Source organism: Colwellia aquaemaris (genome assembly GCF_057548755.1).
The window spans coordinates 530191-551297 of sequence record NZ_BAAJLV010000002.1; the positions used below are offsets into that span (position 1 = coordinate 530191).

Genomic DNA, 21107 nt, shown 5'->3' on the forward strand with positions numbered 1-21107 from the left:
TGTCATGATTGCCTTTTATTTTGTTTATTTAATGAATACATTTTAATTGCTGTTTTAGCATATTGATTGCTTATTCAGCAAATCTGATTGACCATATGGTTATATTATTAAATATTGGATATTGTATATCATTTGTATTTTCTCTCGTGTGATACCCGCTATTCATGCTTTTGATATTGTATACAATGTTGCCGATATACCATTTTGCATTTAAAAAGAGTGAAAAAATATCAATTTTAGCTGGTTTTTTGTACTGTTTTGGCTTGACATTATTTTTTTTAACCAATTTGTAAAAATGTGTTTGCTTTTTACATATTGGAGTGATTATTCTAATTATATAAAAATTGCTTGAGAGTATAAAAATGGAAAATCTTCAAGGGTTATTTGTTGAAGCGGGTACTTTAATGTTAGCTGGAATGGTATTTGTTTTTGCCTTTCTGAGCATACTGATCGTATTTATCAATTTTGTTTTAGTTAATTTAGCTAAAAAATATCCTGACGCCATTCCTGAGCCTAAAAGAACAAGCAACAAAAATAATAATAAACAAGACGCTAGCGGTGTCTCACCGGCTGTAGTTGCAGCAATATCATCTGCTGTTACTCAATATCGTCAACAACACTCTGCACAAAAATAGGAAATGACCATGACCAAGCCCCTAGGTATAACTGAAGTCGTATTACGTGACGGCCACCAATCATTGCTTGCTACGCGCTTACGTTTGGAAGATATGTTACCGATTGCATCTAAATTAGATGATATTGGTTATTGGTCAATTGAGTCATGGGGCGGTGCAACATTTGACTCATGTATTCGTTACTTAGGTGAAGATCCTTGGCAGCGTATTCGCGCCCTTAAAAAGGCAATGCCAAAAACAAAACAACAAATGTTATTTCGAGGCCAAAATATTTTAGGCTATCGTCATTATGCTGATGATGTTGTAGAGAAGTTTGTTGAACGTGCTCATATTAATGGTATTGACGTATTTCGAATTTTCGATGCAATGAATGACGTTCGTAATTTACAAACGGCGATTAAGGCTGCAGTCAAAGTAGGTGCGCATGCGCAAGGCACATTAAGTTATACAGAAAGCCCAGTACACACGTTAGAGGGTTGGCTAACTATGGCCAAGCAACTCGAAGATATGGGCGCACATTCATTATGTATTAAAGATATGGCGGGTTTATTAAAACCATATGATGCTGCTGAGCTTGTTAGCCGTTTAAAAGAAACGGTTGCTCTTCCTATCGCCATGCATTGTCATGCAACAACAGGTTTAAGTGTTGCAACGCACATGAAAGCTATTGATTCAGATATCGATGTGATAGACACCTCAATATCGTCGATGAGTATGACTTATGGCCATTCACCAACAGAAACTATTGTGTCGATTGTGGAAGGTACAGAACGCGATACTGGTCTTGATATGGTTAAGCTTGCTGAAGTTGCCGCATACTTTAGAGATGTTCGTGAAAAATATGCTCAGTTTGAAGGTAGCTTACGCGGTATAGATGCAAGAATTCTATTAGCGCAAGTACCTGGCGGCATGTTAACCAATATGGAAAGTCAGCTAAAAGAGCAGGGTGCTGCTGATAAGTTAGATGATGTATTGACGGAAATTCCAAAAGTTAGAAAAGACCTAGGTTATATTCCATTGGTAACGCCAACGTCGCAAATTGTTGGAACACAGGCGGTGTTAAACGTACTAACGGGTGAGCGTTATAAATCGATTACCAAAGAGACTGCGGGCGTTCTTAAAGGTGAATATGGTGTAACTGCTGATGCGGTAAACCCTGAGTTGCAAGCACGAGTGCTCGATGGTGCTGAAGCCATTACTTGTCGTCCAGCAGATATGCTTGATCCTGAAATGGATAAACTTTCAGTTGAGTTACAACAACTTGCAGATGAGAAAAATATTACACTAGCGGAAGACACTATTGACGATGTTTTAACTTACGCATTGTTCCCGCAAATTGGTCTGAAGTTCTTAGAAAATCGAAATAACCCTGATGCCTTTGAACCGGCACCAGGAACCGGCTCAGAAGTTAAAGCGCCAGCAGTAGCTCCCGCAGCCAGCGGTGTGCAATCAGCTCCAGAAAGTTATGCGGTAAGTGTTGATGGTAAAGTGTTTGACGTTGTCGTTGCACCTGGTGGCTCAATTGATTCTATTCAAGCCTCTAACGTAAATACTACTCCTGTAGCTAGTACCAGTAATGATGAACCGTTAAATGCTCCGCTGGCAGGTAATATCTTTAAAGTTTTAGTAAACGAAGGTGATGAAGTTGCTGAAGGTGATGTGGTTATCATTATGGAAGCAATGAAAATGGAAACTGAAATTCGCGCAAGTAAAGCGGGTGAAGTAACAGCTATTCATGCCAGAGAAGGCGACTCAGTTGCCGTTGGCGATACCTTGTTAAGCTTGTCATAGGATAACTCATGGAATCATTAAACGTATTGTGGATGTCGACTGGCCTAGCAAATTTTGAGCTAGGTCAGGTCATCATGATGTTAGTAGGCTGTGGCTTGTTATACCTTGCTATAGCTCGAAACTTTGAGCCTTTATTGTTAGTGCCGATGGGCTTTGGTGCTATTTTAACTAACATTCCTGTTGCTGGTTTCTCTGAAGTTGGTGGCTTGTTGCATTATATTTATTACGCAGGTATTGATACTGGCATATTCCCTTTGCTGATTTTTATGGGCGTAGGGGCAATGACGGATTTTGGCGCCTTAATTGCTAACCCCAAAACCTTGCTACTTGGTGCGGCTGCTCAATTTGGTATCTTCGCGACCTTGTTTGGTGCGATAGCCTTGAACTTCGTCGGTTTAGACTTTTCCATGAAAGATGCGTCAGCGATTGCGATTATTGGTGGTGCTGATGGTCCGACAGCGATATTTTTAGCGTCAAAACTTGCACCTGATTTACTTGGTGCTATTGCTGTAGCCGCATATTCTTATATGGCTTTGGTTCCTATTATTCAGCCGCCAATTATGCGTGCGTTAACTACGGAAGATGAACGTAAAATAGAAATGGCCCAGTTGCGTCATGTTACTAGAATTGAAAAGATTATTTTCCCGCTAGGTGTGTTACTAATGACAATATTCTTTTTACCAGCAGCAACACCGCTAGTGGGGATGTTTTGTTTAGGTAATTTGATGCGTGAATGTGGTGTGGTCGATCGTTTAAGTTCAACAGCCCAGAATGAATTAATTAATATAGTGACCATATTCTTAGGTTTAGGTGTTGGCTCTAAATTAAGTGCTGAGCAGTTCTTAAATACAAAAACACTCGGAATTTTAGCGCTAGGTGCCGTGGCGTTTTCAATTGGCACAGCGGCTGGTGTGTTAATGGCAAAATTAATGAATAAATTGTCGAAAGAAAAAGTGAACCCATTAATTGGTGCCGCAGGTGTTTCTGCAGTTCCTATGGCGGCACGTGTTGCCAATAAGGTTGGTTTAGAGTCCAACCCACACAATTTCTTGTTAATGCACGCGATGGGACCAAATGTTGCCGGGGTATTAGGCTCTGCTGTTGCAGCGGGTATTCTACTGGCATTAGTTGGCTAACTTTTAGCTGATAAAGGTTGTGGAACTAACATAAATAAAAGGGAGCTAATGCTCCCTTTTTGCTATTTGTGTTGTTGGTTTTTAATGTTTACGTTATTTGCCGATATTTACTTCGCCACTGCTTGGTAAGTTGCGGTAATAGTGTATTTGTGGATCCGTTAAGTTGATGGTAACTTTCTGTAATAGCTCATCAAGTTGATGTTTTAAGGCTAGCCCCTGAGCGTTATTGGCTACTGCCATGCTGGCAGGGATTACACCAAATTTTTGATAGTGTATATTTTCAATTTGTAAGCGTTTAATGGTGCTCATCATGGCAATACGCTCAAAGGTGGCAAACTCAAGCCGTCCTTTTGCTAACATTTTGACTAACTGATCTAAATTGGTAACTTCGACAAACTTCTCTCGGGGAATCGCCAATAACTGTGAGAAAAAATCCGCATTGCCAATGAGTGTTCCTATGCTTGCATTTGAAATCTTTGCAATATCAAATGCAGCATCTTGGTGTGAAAAAATATCGACGTGGGCAGCTATGTTCCAATTTAAATCATGGGCGTAGCGATAAAATTCGTCTGTTTCTAATTGTTGAGGTGTTAGTCCGATTAGATCTAGCTGGTTGTTTTTCAACGCGAGCTTAGCGCGACCATAGGTCATAATTTTAATGTTGAACTTAAAATCTGAAACTTGTTCAATGGCATTAAGCATGTCAATAACATGACCTTCGCCATTTTCAGTTATCATAGGAGGGAAGGGCTCAAAGCCAACGTTGATACTTTTTGCAAACAGTGGAGATATCCAAGTAATTGCAAGCAATCCAGTAATACTTAATAACTTCACTATTTTACCTAGGTACTTTTAGATAAGGTCAAGATAGCATGCTGTTATCTAGATGCCAATTTTATACCGTAATGCCCTATTAACCGTTACGTAAATAGGGCGAAATTACATGTTAGGTTAAGGCTGTAATTTAAAATTTTGCCAACCAGAATTAGACTTTTCAAAGCATACTCGATCATGTAAACGATTTGCTCTGCCTTGCCAAAACTCTAAATAGTTTGGCTTGACGCGCCAGCCGCCCCAAAATTCAGGCAAAGGAACCTCTTTGCCGGCAAATTTTTTCGTGTAGTAATCAACTTTTTCGGCGAGCTCGGTTTCAGTTTGAACCTTCTGACTTTGTCGTGATGCCCACGCTCCGATTTGGCTTCCGCGATCTCGACTATGGAAGTAACGAGCAGACTGCTCCGATGAAACTCTTTCTACACAGCCTTCAATACGAATTTGACGTTGTAAAACATTCCAGTGGAATAATAAGGCAACTTTATCATTGTCGGACAATTCGTTACTTTTTCGACTACCATAATTGGTATAAAAAACGAAACCATCGTTATCGAATTCTTTCAGCAATACCATGCGAGAGCTAGGTTGCCCGTTAGTGTTTACACTGCTAACCGAAACGGCTTCTGGTAATAAAATGCCAGATTTATTGGCATCATCAAACCATAACTTGAATAAAGAGTGTGGCTCTGCATAATCATCTATTTTAGGCAGAGGTAGTGCTACCCCTTGCCCAAAAGTGAATAAGCAACGTAGTTTTTCAAATAGCGTCATATTGAGGATAGATAAACTTTATTGATGTTTTTGCCATGATATCAGTTTTAGGCTAAAAACAAATATTCGACAGTAAAAATGTCTAGATAATTTTGCTATATTGAATACTGCTACTGACATGGAAATGTGTGATTCTTAAGCTATTAAATATCCCAATCATCGGAGTCATCTAAAAGTTCTTTTAAGCGTTTTTTTTCAAGTAGATCATCAATACGCTTTCTCACTTCTGAATTATGTGTTGCCTTTTCTCCTTTAGGCAGGTCTTTATCATAATTTTGTTGATCTACTGAAGGGGTTATATCATTTGTTAATTCATCGTTCATTTTTTATACCTACGGCTTTTACAGCTACGCTGCAATTACAATAAATAGTGGCTTTCATTGCCAATAATGCATCAACTTTTTACATTTGAATATCTCGAATAGCAGTAACTCATAATTTTTATGAATAACGCTAGCTTGTATAAATTGAACATAGGCAACTTGCTCAGAATTTTCAACTAAATATTTTTTCATTTCAACAAAAAAGTTAGTTAAAAAAGTTAGATGATTACTTTCTATGCGGATTTATAGCGACAGGAGATATTTAGCTTTTGCGAGTGCTCTGATAGACTTAGCAGCGAAACTCATTTAGGTAGCCACATTGATGTCAAACGACGAATTTTCTCATTGGTATAAGCAGCTAAACCAAAATGCTGTGCATAATCATTGGCGAAATCTCGTGGTTTTAATAGGTGAAAACTATTGGCTAAAGCAGCAAATATCGTCAATTTTGTGCTTAACCGATACCGTGTTAACAACTGCTAACTCAGCCGCAGTTTGCGGCCTTTGCTTTCAAGATGAGAAATCCATACAAGTCAATGAGCTGTTGCTTAGTGTTAATTGCAAAAACTATCATCAGTATTTAGGGACAGAACAGCAGCTTGTTGTACTCCCGTTAGCTCGTGGTGACGATAATAACGGTATTGAAAGTGATTTCGACCTTGATGCCTTTGCTGCGCTTTCAGGTACTATCGTTGCTGGTGGGGTATTGGTTTTAACAATAACAACAGATAGCGATAAAGAAAAAGTTGAGTTGCCACAGCTAGATAATTTTTTACAGCGTTTTTGGCAATTACTTAAAGGCGGCAATAGCCACATTATTAGGCAAAATGCACCATTAGTCATCACTTCAAATGATAAAAAATTACAAGCACCTAAGCACTTGTTACCCGCCAATAGGTCATTATCATACGATTGCAAAACACAAGAGCAAGTGCTAGCTGTTGATGCCATATTAAAGGTTGTGCATGGCCATAGAGATAGGCCGTTAGTGCTAACGGCTGATCGTGGGCGTGGTAAATCGTCGGCAATGGCAATTGCAGCTTGTCAATTGTTAGTCAATAGCAGACAAAATATTGATATTGTAATTACCGCGACAAGCCGGCAAGCGCTGAATGTTTTTTTTCAGCAGGTTAAACGCCAGTTACCTGAAGTCGAAGTAAATAGTAATCGTATTGAGCATGAAAATGGCGTAATAATATTTTTGCCGATTGATAAAATTCTTTTACAACAACCGAGTGCCAATGTGGTTATGGTTGATGAAGCAGCGGCATTTCCGGTTTATTTGTTGCGGCAATTATTAGAAAGCTACCATCGTTTGGTTTTCTCTTCTACTGTACATGGTTATGAAGGTGCAGGGCGAGGTTTTAGTATCAAGTTTCGGCAAGTACTTAACAGCTTACGACCTCAGTGGCGAAAATTTCATATTCATGAACCTATTCGCTGGGCGTCAAATGACCCGCTAGAGAGTTTTGTTTTCTCAAGCTGTTTACTTAATGCCGAATTACCTAAATACCCAAATGAAGTTGTTAAAAAAGTACCACTGACTTCGGTTACTGTGCAGCAAGTGGAAGTCAGTCAATTATTGGCAGACGAAGCGTTATTGCAACAGGTGTTTTGTGTGTTAGTAACTGCACACTATCAAACTTCACCAAGTGATGTGAAGTTGTTGTTGAATAACCCAGCAATATCGCTATTTACCCTTACCCATAAAGGTGATGTGTTAGGCGTTGCTATGATGCTAAAAGAAGGGCAAGTTGATGCTGAACTTGCTGAGCATGTACGTACTGGCAAGCGGCGCTTAAGAGATCAGTTTCTACCGCAATCGCTACTTACCCATTGTGGTTTTGATGATAGCTTTAATTATCACTACCAACGTGTAATGCGCATTGCTATTCATCCTCAATTTCAAGATCAAGGCTTAGGTGGGCACTTTCTTGGGCAAATTGAGCAACGGCTACAAAGTGATGATATTGACTTTATTGGTTCAAGTTTTGCTGGCAATGCCGGCTTGTTGAGTTTTTGGCAGCAATCTGGTTACTCGCTAGCACGTATAGGCTTTACCAAAGATAAAGCAAGTGGAGAACATTCGTGTTTGTTGGTAAAGCCGCTAACAAAGCAAGCACTTGAAAAACAAAAGCAAATAACCGAGAGTTTTTATCAACAGTTTGACTACTGGCTAACCGATGAATTCAAGCACTTACCAGCACAAATGGTATGGCAAGTGCTCCATCATAACCTTAGCAATAACACCAAGCGCTTTAACGATGAGCATAAGCGCATGGTTGAAGACTTTATTTCAGCTAAACGCCAATTTAGCAGCTGTGTGTTCGGTATACACCATTGGCTAATCGCACATTGTTTGCACGATTTTAACGCTGAGTTATTACCGATTATTACCCGGGTTTTACAAAAACACAGTGTTGAGCAAGTGTGCCAACAATATGGATTTACCGGGAAAAAAGCTTTTAATCAGTACTTAGTGGCGACAATTAAAAAATATTATCAAGAGTTACACTTTACTCGCTAAATGCGGAGTCGCTATTTGATAGCGCCATAGCCAATAATTTTTCATTTTATAGTAACTACAATGTCGATCAGCGAGCTGATCAAAATCATCATGTTGCATAACGGCATTAACGCCGAGGCAAATTTTGGCGAGTAGCTGCTTGTTTGAAGAGTGGCTATAACTGTTTATAAAACTTTCAAGCCAAGCTTCTAAATAGCCAATGTCGGCAATAGGTAATTCAGTTGTCATGTGTTTATTCCTCGATACGCAAATTGGTACTGACATTAAGTAAAGACTGCCATAGCGTTTTTCGAGCGTTGTTATCTAGGCAACGACAATCATTGCCAGCTAGTGCACCTGAGGTGATCAGTTGTGCTAATAAAGTGGTTGGTATTTCAACGCGTGATGTACTGTTGCAGCCTTCGGCTACTTGTCTGATACCCATGTTTTTCTCCTCATTCACTCGACTTTTTAAACCTTAGTTTAAATTCATAACCAATGCAAATGATAATTATTATCATTTGTAAAATATTGTCAATACAGTATTAATCTTGTTTCTTAGTCGTTAAAATGAAATTTAGAAATTTATTGAGGTGCGCTATGCAAGAAGTTATTCGGGTGGAGAATCTTACCAAAAGTTATAAAGATGTTATTGCAGTTGACCATATTAACTTTTCGATAAATAAAGGCGTTTGCTTTGGTTTACTAGGGCCAAATGGCGCTGGTAAAACCACCACCATTGAAATAATGGAAGGCATTATTAAGGCAACTCAAGGGCAAGTTTTTTATAACGATAAACCTGTTGACGAGTCAATGTCGCAACAAATAGGCATTCAGTTTCAAAATACTGCCTTGCAAGACTTTTTAACGGTAAAAGAAACTTTAGATTTATTTACTTCTTTTTATGAAAACACAGTACCGCATAAAGAACTCATTGAATTATGTGATTTAAGTGAGTTTTTGGATCGAGATAATCGCTTACTTTCAGGTGGTCAACGACAGCGATTACTATTGGCGCTAGCGTTAATTAATGATCCTGATATTGTTTTTCTTGATGAACCAACAACTGGCTTAGATCCACAAGCGCGACGAAACTTCTGGCAACTGATCAAAAACATTAAAGCCCGTGATAAAACTGTTGTTCTAACCACACATTATATGGATGAAGCTCAACAACTGTGCGATGACGTGTTGATTATGGACCACGGTAAAGTTATTGAGCGCGGCACGCCACGCCAGTTATTGAATAAACATTTCAAAGAAGTTTTCATCTATTTACCCGTTGAGCAAGTGCCCGAAGACTTGTGCCAACAGTTAAATTGGCAAGTGCAAGAACAACAGGTAGAAATTAGCACAACCGATGTTGAGGCTACAATTGCGCTGTTACTGGCAGAAAATGTTTCACTGGCAGGTTTACATGTAAAGTCACCTAATTTAGATGATTTGTTTTTAAAACTTACTGGCCATTCTTTAAGGGAATAAAATGATAAATATCTCACGTTTTTTTGCTGTGGTTAAAGCCCGCAATATTGAGTTTTTTCGTGACCGCTCGTCGCTTGGTTGGAATTTGTTTTTCCCCGTTTTATTGTTGGTAGGTTTGTCATTTGTATTTTCAGGAGATGGCCGAGCGGTATACAAAGTTGGGGTGATTAATTTAGCGCAAAGCCAATCGAGTTTTTTAGAGACAAAATTTATTGCCTTTATTGATTATCAAGATAACGCAAAAGCGAAAATGAAGTTAGAGCAACACAGTATTGATTTATTGGTCGATTTTAATGGGCAAGAGTACTGGGTTAACCAAGGTGCTCCGAATAGCTATTTGGTGGAAAAAATCTTTTTAAATGACCACAACAATTTTCAACGTATTGAAACACAAGGCAGAAAAATACGTTATGTTGACTGGGTTTTACCCGGCATTCTTGGAATGAACATGATGTTTAGCTGCTTATTTGGTGTGGGTTACGTGATTGTACGTTATCGTAAAAATGCGGTTTTAAAGCGCCTAAAAGCAACGCCTTTGTCGGCTTTAGAGTTTGTTTCTGCGCAACTTGTTTCTCGCTTGTTTATTGTCATGTTTATGTCATCTGTGGTGTATATTGGTTGTAACCTATTTTTTGATTTCTATATGCTTGGCAGCTATTTTGACTTATTTATTATTGCCATATTAGGTGCATTTAGTTTAATAACCTTAGGTTTATTAGTGGCTAGCCGCAGCAAAAGTGAAGAACTAATTGGCGGGCTATTAAATTTAAGTTCTTGGCCTATGATGCTACTTTCAGGGGTTTGGTTTAGTTTGGAAGGGGCACCTAATGCCGTGAAAGTATTTGCCGACTTTTTACCATTAACACATTTAGTGGCCGGGGCCCGTAAAATTATAACCGAAGGGGCGACATTGGCTGATATTAGCTATCATGTTTCGGTATTAATGATCATGAGCGTAATTTTTCTAACATTAGGCGCTTATTTGTTTAGCTGGAACACTGAGCGTTAGTCATATTTAGGTGAAATTGGCTTAGTTTTTATTTAGGAATTTTTAGTTCGCAATGTTATTAAAAATAGCTGGAATATTTTTTGTTGGCTTGGCAACGTTAGGGGCTTTTTTGCCATTACTGCCAACAACACCATTTTTATTGGTGGCGGCAGCATGTTTTGCTAAGTCTTCTCCGCGCATGCATAAAATGCTTTTGGCGAATAAAGTGTTTGGCCCGATGATTTATCATTGGGAAAAATCTCGCAGCATTCCAAAACGAGCCAAAGTCATCGCGTTAACGTCAATTGTTATTGCGACACTTTGGTCGTGTTATATTTTGCCATCATTATGGTTGAAAGTGCTGGTGGTGGCGTTAGTAGCATGGCCGTTTGTATTTTTATGGCGCTTACCACTTTCAGATGGCAATGCAGAAATAGCAGCAATTGAAGCGCCTGAACAAGCTAAACCAGAAGAAAATAAGTAACTCTGGTTTTAAGCTAACGCTTTAGCAACCAGTTGCGCCAAATGTGGCGGTAAGGTTAGTGATAGCGCAATTTCTTGTCCTTTGGCTGACATTTTTCGCCAGGTTAATTGCACAATACGAATAATTTTTTCTTCCGTATGTTTAGCTGCAAATTCATCAAAGTAATACTGTAAAAATACTAAGCAGGCAACGTCTTCTAAAGTTTGACTATCACTATTCGACTTTAATTTTTCTTTACGAATAATTGCTGCGGTGGTTTCTGCTGTTGCTTCGTCATAACCTTGCTCTAGCATAATATTTTTCGCAGTTGCCGCATGAAAAATACCAAGCTCTTTTCGCCAAGTTAAATATCCTTGTTTGCCAAGTGGAAAGTCAGCACGTTTTAAATGCCAGCGTTTAACATGTTGTGCGCGCACTGCTATTTGCAGATTCTCGTTTGCATCAGGCCAATATTGCTCTAAGCAGGTAGACATGTACTGTCCGTACAATAATTCTTTCGGATGGTTTACTCCGTCAACAATGGTGATATTCACATCGTTTTTATTGATGTTATCGATAGCATCCAATACGTTTTGCAATTGCGTCATAGTTCTTATTTTTAATTATGAAGAATAATAAAGTGTCAGTTTACTGTGTTTTTCATGAGATAAAAACTCACTCGTTATGAAAACTAGAATTAACTAAGAAATTTTGTACAACTAGATGGCAGGATCATATTGTCGTGAACATGCCTTTTCGGTATAATGCTTTCCCGTCCTACTAAATTCATTTGTTTGTCATAAACTAAATCAATTTAGTGCAAAATTTCTGTTTTTCCTGACTCTGGGTATCGCATGACAACTAGATATATTTTTGTTACTGGCGGCGTTGTATCGTCTCTTGGTAAAGGTATTGCTGCAGCATCATTAGCGGCAATTCTCGAAGCACGTGGTTTAAAAGTTACCATGTTAAAGCTTGACCCTTATATTAACGTTGATCCAGGGACTATGAGCCCAATTCAACATGGTGAAGTTTTTGTAACTGAAGATGGTGCAGAAACAGATCTTGATTTAGGCCATTACGAACGTTTTATTCGTACCAAAATGACTAAGCGTAATAACTTCACTACGGGCCGTATCTATCAAGATATTCTTGCTCGCGAACGTAAAGGCGAGTTTTTAGGCGCAACAATTCAAGTTATTCCTCATATTACTAACGACATTAAACGTCGGGTAATTGAAGGGGCTGAAGGTTACGATATCGCTATGGTTGAAATTGGCGGAACTGTGGGGGATATTGAGTCTCAACCTTTCCTAGAAGCTATTCGCCAACTAGGTGTAGAGCTAGGTCGTGATCGTGCTATGTTTATGCACTTAACGCTTGTGCCTTATATTGCCGCTGCGGGTGAAATTAAAACTAAACCAACGCAACATTCAGTGAAAGAGCTACGTTCAATTGGTATTTTCCCAGACATTTTAGTGTGTCGCAGTGAGCAAACTATTCCTGCCAATGAACGCGCTAAAATTTCATTGTTTACCAATGTTGAAGAAAAAGCCGTTGTTTCAATGCGTGATGTAGATTCTATCTACAAAGTGCCGGCGTTACTTAAGTCACAAGGTACTGATGAATTAGTGGTTAAACGTTTTGGTTTAGATGTACCAGAAGCTGACTTAACTGAATGGGAACAAGTGCTTTATCAAGAAGCCAACCCTGCGGGTGAAGTGGTTATTGGTATGGTAGGTAAATACACTGAATTGCCAGATGCTTATAAGTCAGTCAACGAAGCATTGAAACATGCTGGTATTAAGAATCAAGTAAAAGTTAAAATTCAATATGTTGATTCACAAGATGTTGAAGCCAAAGGCGTTGATGTACTAAAAGACCTTGATGCGATTCTTGTGCCTGGTGGCTTTGGCGAGCGTGGTGTTGAAGGTAAAATTTTAACCGCACAATATGCCCGTGAAAACAAAGTACCTTATTTAGGTATCTGTTTAGGTATGCAAGTGGCATTAATTGACTATGCACGTAACGTTGCAGGTTTAACTGACGCTCACAGTACTGAATTCAACCCAGAAACGCCTCACCCTGTGGTAGGTTTAATCAATGAGTGGTTAGACGAAGAAGGTAAAATTGAATATCGCGATGCTAACTCAGACTTAGGCGGCACTATGCGTTTAGGCTCACAATTGTGCCATATTGTGAAAGGTACCAAAACGTATGACGTATATGGCAGTGAAACCATTTATGAAAGACACCGTCACCGTTTTGAGGTAAATAATAACTACCGTGAACAATTAAGCAAAGCAGGCTTAGTATTCTCGGGGTTATCTACGGATAAAACCTTAGTTGAGGTGATAGAAAATCCAAATCATCCATGGTTTATTGCTGGGCAGTTCCATCCTGAGTTTAATTCAACTCCGCGCGATGGCCACCCATTATTTGAAGGCTTTATTGCTGCATCATTTGAGCATCAAAAACAGCAATCAAGTTAAATCAAACTAATTAAAAACCGTAGCTATTTGCTGCGGTTTTGTTTTTAGTCTACAAATGTTTTTGTATTCGCTAAAAACAACCTTTATTTAAAATTTAATTTATCGTTAATAACCTGCCATGCGCAGTTAGTAAGGAATAGGGAACATAATGTCGAATATTAGTAAAATTATCGCTCGCGAAATCATGGATTCTCGCGGTAACCCAACTGTTGAAGCGGATGTGTATTTAGAATCAGGTGCTTGGGGTCGAGCTGCTGCTCCTTCTGGTGCATCAACCGGTTCTCGTGAAGCACTAGAATTACGTGACGGCGACAAAGCACGTTATTTAGGTAAAGGCGTGTTAAAAGCCGTTGCTGCTGTTAATAACGATATTGCTAACGCACTTAAAGGTCAAAACGCTCTTGAACAAGCAAACATTGATAAAATAATGATTGATCTTGATGGCACTGAAAATAAAGAAAATTTCGGTGCTAACGCCATTTTAGCGGTATCTTTAGCAAACGCTAAAGCGGCGGCAATGGAAAAGAAAGTACAGTTATTTGAGCACATTGCTGATCTTAACGGTACGTCAGGCCAGTACTCGTTACCATTACCTATGATGAATATTATTAATGGTGGTGAGCACGCTGATAACAACGTTGATATTCAAGAATTTATGGTTCAGCCGGTTGGTGCAAAGAGCTTTAAAGAAGCCTTACGTATGGGCGCGGAAATTTTTCATGCCTTGAAAAAAGTTCTTTCAGCAAAAGGTATGAACACAGCGGTTGGTGATGAAGGTGGTTTTGCGCCAAATCTTGAGTCAAATGCTGATGCACTAGCAGTAATTAAAGAAGCAACTGCTGCTGCAGGTTACGAACTAGGTAAAGACGTAACATTAGCGCTTGATTGTGCCGCGTCTGAATTCTATAACGCAGAAAAAGGTATTTACGACCTGACAGGCGAAGGCAAGCAATTTACGGCTAATGAATTCTCAGACTTCTTAGCTAGCCTATGTGAAGAATACCCAATTGTTTCAATTGAAGATGGTTTAGATGAGTCAGACTGGGATGGTTTTGCTTATCAAACAAAATTAATCGGTGATAAAGTTCAAATCGTTGGTGATGACTTGTTCGTAACTAATACGAAGATTTTAGCGCGTGGTATTGAGCAAGGTATTGGTAACTCTATCTTAATCAAGTTCAACCAAATTGGTTCATTAACTGAAACCTTAGCAGCAATTAAAATGGCAAAAGACGCAGGCTTTACTGCGGTTATTTCACATCGTTCAGGTGAAACTGAAGATGCAACCATTGCTGATTTAGCGGTAGGTACAGCTGCTGGCCAAATTAAAACTGGTTCGCTATGTCGCTCAGACCGTGTTTCTAAGTACAACCAATTATTACGTATTGAAGAGTACTTAGGTGATAAAGCTGTGTTTAATGGCTTGTCTGAAGTTAAAGGCCAGTAATCACAACCTTTTTGCTAATTAAATTCAATAACCGCTTTGGTTATACTCACTGACACTTGTCAGCTCCGTGTAACCGCATTGTTCTTGAAATAATTAGCGACAAGTTTACTGATTACTTAGCAATGATAGAAATTTAAAAGCCACTCAAATGAGTGGCTTTTTTGTTACTACTGACTTGTTGAGTAGGTAATCTAAGTTATGTATATTATTTTGCATTAATGCAATACGGAGTTAAGCAGTTGGGCTTTAAAGCAATCACAATTCTACTTTCATTACTTTCTTTTAATGTCTTTGCATCTACACAAGATGAAATTGCTCACCTTTTGAAGTTTGTCGAAACGACCGAATGTAAATATGAGCGCAATGGCACTTTGCATACAGGTGCAGAAGCGGTAGAGCATATTAACAAAAAATATCAATATTACGCTGATGATATTAAGTCGACAGAAGACTTTATTAAATACTCTGCGACTAAAAGTAAAATGTCAGGTAAATATTATAAAATTCATTGTGCAAATAAAGCTGTGGTAAAAAGCCAAGAATGGCTGCTTAGTGAACTGAAAGCGTTTCGAAGTACGCATAGATAATGCAACTTTTTTGCTTGTTGTTAATCATATGCTGTTAGTAATACTCACAGTTTAAAACTATGGAGAGATAACGTGTATCAACTTTTACTTTTGGTATTTATATTATTGTCGTTTTCAACTTATGCTGACGAATTTGAAGCTTTGTCCGTTGATAGAGTCATCTCAAATAATCTGGAGTTAGTTTTTCCTAACGATAAAAATATTAAGCCCAAGGCCAGTGACTTTGAATTGATGAACTATGTTGTCATGAGTAACGACTTAGGTGAACGCTGGGCAGTAATTACTTTAAATAATACTTCCTCTGGTAGCCGAATTCTTGAACACGAGCATTTAATGGCTTTGTTTGCTGACGGAAAACGTCAAAGTCCGCTAGCATTTAAAGTAAGTTTTGAAGGGCAGGAAACACAGTCAATTACCGTTTCATTTGGTGAGAATAAGTTCCCTATTTTGTCGATAAGTACTGACGCTTCACTGTAATAACGGCTTGAGCTGAAATTGAATAATTGAGGTGATATGAACTTAATCGCGTTTTACCCGTCATATTTAGCGAGCTTAATTATTATTTATTTATCACGTTCACTTAAGGCATATTATGAAAAACATTATATTTTTTGCGTTCGTAGTACTTGCATTAACAGCTTGTAGCAATAAGCAACTTTATCAAGTGGGGCAAGACTATCAAAAAAGTGAGTGTATTAAAGAGTCTAGGACTGCACCGCAATATAATGACTGCGTAAGTAGCGATAAAAAGTCGTTTGAAGAATATGAAAAAGAACGTAAAGAAATCGCGAAAAAATAATACTTCTCATACCTTTTTGATAGTCGGTTATGCCGACATATCTTAATTAAAGCCAAACATTAAGTTTGGCTTTAATTTAATCGTTAGTAACTATAACGCAGCGTGAGGGCCAAATACTTCATAATGTATATTACTTTCTCCGACACCTAGTTTTAGCAATTGCTGTTTAGCAAATTGCATAAACCCAATAGGGCCACATAAGTAGAAATTACCTTTTTCAGTAGGTAAGTCAACGGCCGATAAATCCATCATGCCATTGCTAATATGAGCTTGCTCTGCCTCTTCATTTCTATACCAGATATTTTGTTGCCAGTTATTTTGCTTAACTAATTCGCTTGTGCGTTGTGAAAATGAATGCTGCTCGCTACTTTCACAGGCATGTAAAAAATGCACTGGTTGATTATGATTATTATCTGCTAATGTTTCTAACATACCTTGCATGGGAGTAATCCCCACACCTGCAGAAATGAGCACGGTAGGTGTTTGACGATCAACAAAGAAAAAATCGCCAGCTGGTGCGTATAACTGTACTTCGTCGCCAACGTTAACCGCATCGTGCAAGTAGTTAGATACTTTACCTGGAACGCCTAATTGCTCTCGTTTTACTGAAATACGGTAAGTTTTACCGTTTGCCTTGTCTGACAATGAATATTGGCGAATTTCTTTATAGTCATTGCCGGTAGGGTGAACTTCAAGCCCTAAATATTGCCCGGGCGTAAAGCCAATAACCGCTTGTTGGTCGACTGGAGCAAAAACAAAACTTTTAACCAGTTCCGACTCGACAATTTTATCAATAACTTTAAATGCTCTAGCGCCTTTCCAACCGCCAATTTCTGCTGCTCGTTGTTGATATAGTTCTGATTCACGGTTAATAAAAATGCTCGCTAAAAACTGGTAGGCTTGAGTCCATGCTTCTTCGACTTCTGCGGTAAATGCTTCACTGGCAAGTTCTCGTAGGGTTTCAATTAAATGATGGCCAACAATCGCGTAATGCTCAGCTTGTATATTAAAACTGGTGTGCTTTTGCGCGATACGTTCTACGGCCGTGGTTAATACACTCAAATTTTCAATGTTTTTTGCATAAGCAGCTATCGCTTCAAACAATGCTACTTGCTGGCGGCCTGTATGTTGATTCGACATGTTGAAAATATCTTGAAGTTCTGGGTTACTATTGAACATACGTTGATAAAAGTGTGCGGTTATAGCAGGCCCCGCATTTTCTAATAGTGGAATAGTACTTTTAATGATGTTGATGTGTTTGTCAGTTAGCATTGTTACTCCTAAATTAACTGAATGAGAAAGTAACCTATGGAATTTTAATATTCATAGGCTGTATTGAATTTGGTTTAGTTCGTTGTAAATGGTTAGCGTGATATTAAAAACGGCTACGCTTTGGCTTGGTTAGCATCGGAAAATAAATAATTAAAAATAGGCTAGCGGCAACTAACCAAGCTGATAAGCTAATATTCCATCCAAGTAGTGAGTGCTGAAACATTGGCATTAATACACGAGTGATTGCACTGATAAAAATTAATAAGAATATCCAGCTTACTAATTTATGTGGCAATAAAGCTCTTCCTGTATGACCTAGCGATACTCGCGACATCATGGCAAATATCATTAAACCCATGGCGGCTATAGTGATGACATGAATTGCATCTGAAAAGCTAATGTAAAAAGCGCTTGCCACGACAAATAAATAACTTGCACCCAACAATATTAGCCCTAGGCCAAGTGAGAAATAAGATAAATGCAAAGACCAAAGTAATGAAATTTGCAAAGTTGATGCTGTGCGCCAATAACAGAGGCGGATCAAATGCGCGATACCAGCGCTGATCATTAAAGTGGCTGGTGTAAAAGGTAGTTGAATAAAGTAGCCACTAAAAAACACCAGTATTCCCAGTAACGATAACGTGGTAATTAACGGGGTAAGCCATGTAGGTTGTTGTATCGCGGAAGTTTTTGCACCTGAAACGGTGAAAAATGGAATGACGCGGCCACCAAGCACGCCCATGAGTATACAAAATAGCAAAACAGCCGTTCTTGCAACATGCAAACTAAGCGCTTTATAGCCATTAACATCTAAAACTAATAAGCTAATATTTGTTAGCATTAAGGCCATAAGTAATGGGATGAAAATGTAGTTGCGATGGTTTTTACTGCTAAGCACTAATTTAGTAAACACTAAAATTGAACCAAGCCACCAAATTGACTGCAAGGCAATCGCTGTATATAAAAATAATGATTGATTGATTTCATTTTCGGTAACTATGCTCATTGCCAAACACACTCTCACTATTAGCCAAAGCGTGATAAAACTTAATACTGCTAAGCCTTTAATGCTTGCTTTACCTGTCCATGTTTGTGCTGCTGTTAAAATAAAACCTACAGCAACCGTTGCTGCAAAGCCAAACAGCATTTCATGAATGTGCCAAGTGCTTGGGGAAAGTTGGCTAAAACTTATATTGATAAAGCCATTTAGAAAAGCGCCCCAAAATGTCAGTGCGAAAATAGAACATAAGACGGCAGTAAGAAAATAGCTTCTAAAGGGTAAATCTAGCGCTGGATGTTGGTGAATTTTATCTAGTGAGCTTTGGTGTTGTTCGTGATTGAGCTGTATAAGTTCGCTATCTTGAATATTAAACATCTTAAAAGTCTCTTTTCCCAAAAGCATGTAACGCTACGCAGCGTATGACATAACCAAGCTTTAATGTGCCAGCAGAAATGATAGTTGCGATATGACCAGAAATTTGTATTGCCATGCCAAAGTGATCATCGAATACAAAAGTAATTGCAATGCTTAGTGAAATGATGACGAGCGATATCAGCATCATGTAGTTACCTACAATCAGACACTTTTGAAAATTAAGTGCGTTTTCAATCTCTGGCAGTTGTTGTGAAATAAAAAACTGTGAATACATGTTGCCTCCAAGCTTATCTGCTAGCGTCGGACATTGAACATAATGCTAATTTGTTAATGCCGAACTGTTTATCTGTGATTTAGCAAAGCCAGTGCCAAAAGATTAAATTTTATATTTATCAAGTGATTAGTTTTTTTATGAGAAATTTTTGTAGTCAAAGTGACTTCTTTATTTTGTAGTCAAATTGACACTTATGTGTTACTTTTGGTGTGAGGTTAGAAATCCTGAGGACGCTATGCACCAGATATCATCAACTGCTATTATTGAATTGGCTGTCGATTTAACGAGTAGTTTAAATCAAAAAGACAGATTTGATCGCTTGCTAGATACCGTGCGAAAAACGATTAATTGTGATGCTGTCGCATTGCTTTCATTTCAAAATGATGTGCTAACGCCATTGGCGCTGCAAGGGTTAAGCCGTGATACGTTAGGGCGAAGATTTCATGTTTCAGAACACCCTAGGTTTACAGTGCTCTGTCGCTCTAAGCTACCGATTCGCTTTGCCGCTGACTCCCCATTGCCAGATCCGTACGATGGATTATTGGTTGACAGAATAGGCGATTTACCTGTGCATTCATGTATGGGGTTACCACTTTATTACGATGATAAATTACTGGGCTTATTAACGATTGATAGCCTAACACCACATGAGTTTGAAAACATAGCCGAGCGAACACTAGAGATGATTTCAGCTATTGCTGCGGCAACTCTTAATACTGCCTTACTGATAGAACAATTGGAGTTGCAAGCCGACCATTCGCAGCGGGTAGTTGCAGAGCTTACCGAAGAGGCTTGGAAACGTGACGGTGGTGAACTTATTGGTGAAAGTCCAATAATGCAGCAGTTAAAGCAAGAGTTAGATATAGTCGCAAGCTCAGATTTTAATATTTTGATTTACGGAGAAACTGGGGTAGGCAAGGAGCTTGTTGCGCGAACGTTACATCATAAATCGTTACGACAAAATGGCCCTATGGTTTACGTTAACTGCGCGGCATTACCGGAAAATTTAATTGAAAGTGAGCTATTTGGTCATGTTAAAGGTGCATTTACGGGGGCTGACAAAAACAGGGCGGGCAAGTTTTCACTCGCTAGCGGTGGTACATTATTTTTAGATGAAATTGGTGAATTACCCTTGGCTGCGCAAAGCAAAATTCTGCGTGCAATTCAAAACAATGAAATTCAACCCGTTGGGCAGGATAATGTTGAACAAGTTGATGTTCGCATTGTGGCGGCAACGAATAGAGACCTACGAGAAGAAGCCGAAGGAGGTCGTTTTCGTGCAGATTTGTACCATAGATTAAGTGTTTACCCTATTAGAGTCCCCAAGTTGTATGAGCGAGTAGGTGATGTACAAGTATTAAGTGGATATTTTGTTGAACAAACGCGCCGTAAACTTGGTATTCAACAACTGAAACTTTCTGTGGAAGCAATTGCACATCTTGAACAATACAAATGGCCTGGAAATGTGCGAGAGCTTGAACATGTTATAAGTCGGGCGGCATTAAAAGCAAGAGCACGCCAAAAAGGTAAGGCGATTATTGCTATTAACCAAGCTGATTGTGGTTCGCTTGTTAATATTCAGGTTGACGATAATATCGAGCCTTCACCTGTAAATACGGAGTTATCATCAGCACATGCAAGCACAAACACAGGTTTGCCTGAAGGTTATAGTTTACGAGAGGCTACAGAGCAATTTCAACGAAGTATTATTATTGATGCGCTGGAACAAAATAGAGGAAGTTGGGCGGCTGCCGCTCGCGTTTTATCTACAGACAGAGCTAATTTAAATCGAATGGCAAAAAGGTTGAATATTCAAGTTGTGAAACACGTTCAGTAGTTTGTCACAATGGATTTGCCTGCTGATAAAAATGTGAATCAAAAAAGCCTGAGCAAATATACTCAGGCTTTAGTAAAAATGAAGTTGTAAGTGTT

Annotated in this window: 22 protein-coding genes; 13 read left to right on the forward strand and 9 right to left on the reverse strand. The window is 38.8% G+C overall.

What is annotated here, in order from left to right:
- The first annotated feature begins 362 nt into the window (after positions 1 to 362).
- The 3 genes from AC27HL_RS08685 to AC27HL_RS08695 are packed head-to-tail and all read left to right on the forward strand — an operon-like array spanning position 363 to position 3562.
- On the forward strand, positions 363 to 635 hold the full coding sequence (locus AC27HL_RS08685; protein ID WP_487080573.1) for an OadG family transporter subunit: 273 nt from the start codon (positions 363 to 365) through the stop codon (positions 633 to 635).
- Between the two features lie 9 nt (positions 636 to 644).
- Entirely contained in the window at positions 645 to 2426 is a 1782-nt protein-coding gene (gene oadA, locus AC27HL_RS08690) for a sodium-extruding oxaloacetate decarboxylase subunit alpha (protein ID WP_487080574.1), read from the forward strand.
- An 8-nt stretch (positions 2427 to 2434) separates the two neighbouring features.
- A complete protein-coding gene (locus AC27HL_RS08695; protein WP_487080575.1) occupies positions 2435 to 3562 on the forward strand; it encodes a sodium ion-translocating decarboxylase subunit beta in 1128 nt (375 codons plus the stop codon).
- Positions 3563 to 3655: 93 nt separating this feature from the next.
- Here the strand turns inward: AC27HL_RS08695 and AC27HL_RS08700 are convergent, their stop codons facing one another.
- From AC27HL_RS08700 to AC27HL_RS08710, 3 genes are all read right to left on the reverse strand, one after another.
- Positions 3656 to 4396, reverse strand: a complete 741-nt coding sequence (locus AC27HL_RS08700) for a substrate-binding periplasmic protein (RefSeq protein ID WP_487080576.1) — start codon at positions 4394 to 4396, stop codon at positions 3656 to 3658.
- 117 nt (positions 4397 to 4513) lie between these two features.
- On the reverse strand, positions 4514 to 5167 hold the full coding sequence (gene pdxH / locus AC27HL_RS08705) for a pyridoxamine 5'-phosphate oxidase (protein WP_487080577.1): 654 nt from the start codon (positions 5165 to 5167) through the stop codon (positions 4514 to 4516).
- A 143-nt stretch (positions 5168 to 5310) separates the two neighbouring features.
- Positions 5311 to 5490: a PA3496 family putative envelope integrity protein gene (locus AC27HL_RS08710; RefSeq protein ID WP_487080578.1), complete on the reverse strand. Its 180-nt coding sequence runs from the start codon at positions 5488 to 5490 to the stop codon at positions 5311 to 5313.
- Positions 5491 to 5812: 322 nt separating this feature from the next.
- Here AC27HL_RS08710 and AC27HL_RS08715 point away from each other — a divergent pair, with 322 nt between their 5' ends.
- Positions 5813 to 8017, forward strand: a complete 2205-nt coding sequence (locus AC27HL_RS08715; RefSeq protein WP_487080579.1) for a tRNA(Met) cytidine acetyltransferase TmcA — start codon at positions 5813 to 5815, stop codon at positions 8015 to 8017.
- Here the strand turns inward: AC27HL_RS08715 and AC27HL_RS08720 are convergent.
- Both AC27HL_RS08720 and AC27HL_RS08725 read right to left on the reverse strand, forming a co-directional pair.
- Complete coding sequence (locus tag AC27HL_RS08720; RefSeq protein WP_487080580.1) at positions 8000 to 8245, reverse strand: hypothetical protein; 246 nt, start codon at positions 8243 to 8245, stop codon at positions 8000 to 8002. The genes AC27HL_RS08715 and AC27HL_RS08720 overlap by 18 nt on opposite strands.
- 4 nt (positions 8246 to 8249) lie before the next feature.
- Complete coding sequence (locus AC27HL_RS08725; RefSeq protein ID WP_487080581.1) at positions 8250 to 8441, reverse strand: hypothetical protein; 192 nt, start codon at positions 8439 to 8441, stop codon at positions 8250 to 8252.
- Positions 8442 to 8596: 155 nt separating this feature from the next.
- Here AC27HL_RS08725 and AC27HL_RS08730 point away from each other — a divergent pair, with 155 nt between their 5' ends.
- From AC27HL_RS08730 to AC27HL_RS08740, 3 genes are read left to right on the forward strand one after another with little or no spacing between them, the layout of a single operon-like run.
- Positions 8597 to 9478, forward strand: a complete 882-nt coding sequence (locus AC27HL_RS08730; RefSeq protein ID WP_487080582.1) for an ABC transporter ATP-binding protein — start codon at positions 8597 to 8599, stop codon at positions 9476 to 9478.
- A gap of 1 nt (position 9479) precedes the next feature.
- A complete protein-coding gene (locus tag AC27HL_RS08735; protein ID WP_487080583.1) occupies positions 9480 to 10487 on the forward strand; it encodes an ABC transporter permease in 1008 nt (335 codons plus the stop codon).
- Positions 10488 to 10539: 52 nt separating this feature from the next.
- On the forward strand, positions 10540 to 10950 hold the full coding sequence (locus tag AC27HL_RS08740) for a YbaN family protein (RefSeq protein ID WP_487080584.1): 411 nt from the start codon (positions 10540 to 10542) through the stop codon (positions 10948 to 10950).
- An 8-nt stretch (positions 10951 to 10958) separates the two neighbouring features.
- Here AC27HL_RS08740 and AC27HL_RS08745 read toward each other — a convergent pair whose 3' ends face one another.
- Positions 10959 to 11537: a DUF4202 domain-containing protein gene (locus AC27HL_RS08745; protein WP_487080585.1), complete on the reverse strand. Its 579-nt coding sequence runs from the start codon at positions 11535 to 11537 to the stop codon at positions 10959 to 10961.
- Positions 11538 to 11783: 246 nt separating this feature from the next.
- Between AC27HL_RS08745 and pyrG the strand changes: the two genes are divergently transcribed.
- From pyrG to AC27HL_RS08770, 5 genes are all read left to right on the forward strand, one after another.
- Positions 11784 to 13421, forward strand: coding sequence for a CTP synthase (gene pyrG, locus AC27HL_RS08750; RefSeq protein ID WP_487080586.1), 1638 nt, complete (start codon positions 11784 to 11786; stop codon positions 13419 to 13421).
- A 148-nt stretch (positions 13422 to 13569) separates the two neighbouring features.
- Positions 13570 to 14868 (forward strand): phosphopyruvate hydratase, encoded by a 1299-nt coding sequence (gene eno, locus AC27HL_RS08755; RefSeq protein WP_487080587.1) that lies wholly within the window; start codon positions 13570 to 13572, stop codon positions 14866 to 14868.
- 239 nt (positions 14869 to 15107) lie between these two features.
- Positions 15108 to 15455 carry a DUF5329 family protein gene (locus tag AC27HL_RS08760; RefSeq protein ID WP_487080588.1) on the forward strand — a complete coding sequence of 116 codons (348 nt, stop codon included), beginning with the start codon at positions 15108 to 15110 and terminating at the stop codon, positions 15453 to 15455.
- Between the two features lie 72 nt (positions 15456 to 15527).
- Positions 15528 to 15932, forward strand: coding sequence for a hypothetical protein (locus tag AC27HL_RS08765; protein WP_487080589.1), 405 nt, complete (start codon positions 15528 to 15530; stop codon positions 15930 to 15932).
- Positions 15933 to 16047: 115 nt separating this feature from the next.
- Positions 16048 to 16254, forward strand: coding sequence for a membrane lipoprotein lipid attachment site-containing protein (locus tag AC27HL_RS08770; RefSeq protein WP_487080590.1), 207 nt, complete (start codon positions 16048 to 16050; stop codon positions 16252 to 16254).
- Positions 16255 to 16344: 90 nt separating this feature from the next.
- Here AC27HL_RS08770 and hmpA read toward each other — a convergent pair whose 3' ends face one another.
- The 3 genes from hmpA to AC27HL_RS08785 form a co-directional block, all read right to left on the reverse strand.
- Positions 16345 to 17526, reverse strand: coding sequence for an NO-inducible flavohemoprotein (hmpA, locus tag AC27HL_RS08775; protein ID WP_487080591.1), 1182 nt, complete (start codon positions 17524 to 17526; stop codon positions 16345 to 16347).
- A gap of 103 nt (positions 17527 to 17629) precedes the next feature.
- On the reverse strand, positions 17630 to 18901 hold the full coding sequence (locus AC27HL_RS08780) for an NnrS family protein (RefSeq protein ID WP_487080592.1): 1272 nt from the start codon (positions 18899 to 18901) through the stop codon (positions 17630 to 17632).
- A gap of 1 nt (position 18902) precedes the next feature.
- Positions 18903 to 19175 carry a hypothetical protein gene (locus AC27HL_RS08785; protein ID WP_487080593.1) on the reverse strand — a complete coding sequence of 91 codons (273 nt, stop codon included), beginning with the start codon at positions 19173 to 19175 and terminating at the stop codon, positions 18903 to 18905.
- Between the two features lie 235 nt (positions 19176 to 19410).
- On the opposite strand from AC27HL_RS08785, the gene norR reads away from it, so the two are divergent.
- Positions 19411 to 21012, forward strand: coding sequence for a nitric oxide reductase transcriptional regulator NorR (norR, locus tag AC27HL_RS08790; protein WP_487080594.1), 1602 nt, complete (start codon positions 19411 to 19413; stop codon positions 21010 to 21012).
- The last annotated feature ends 95 nt before the right edge of the window (positions 21013 to 21107 follow it).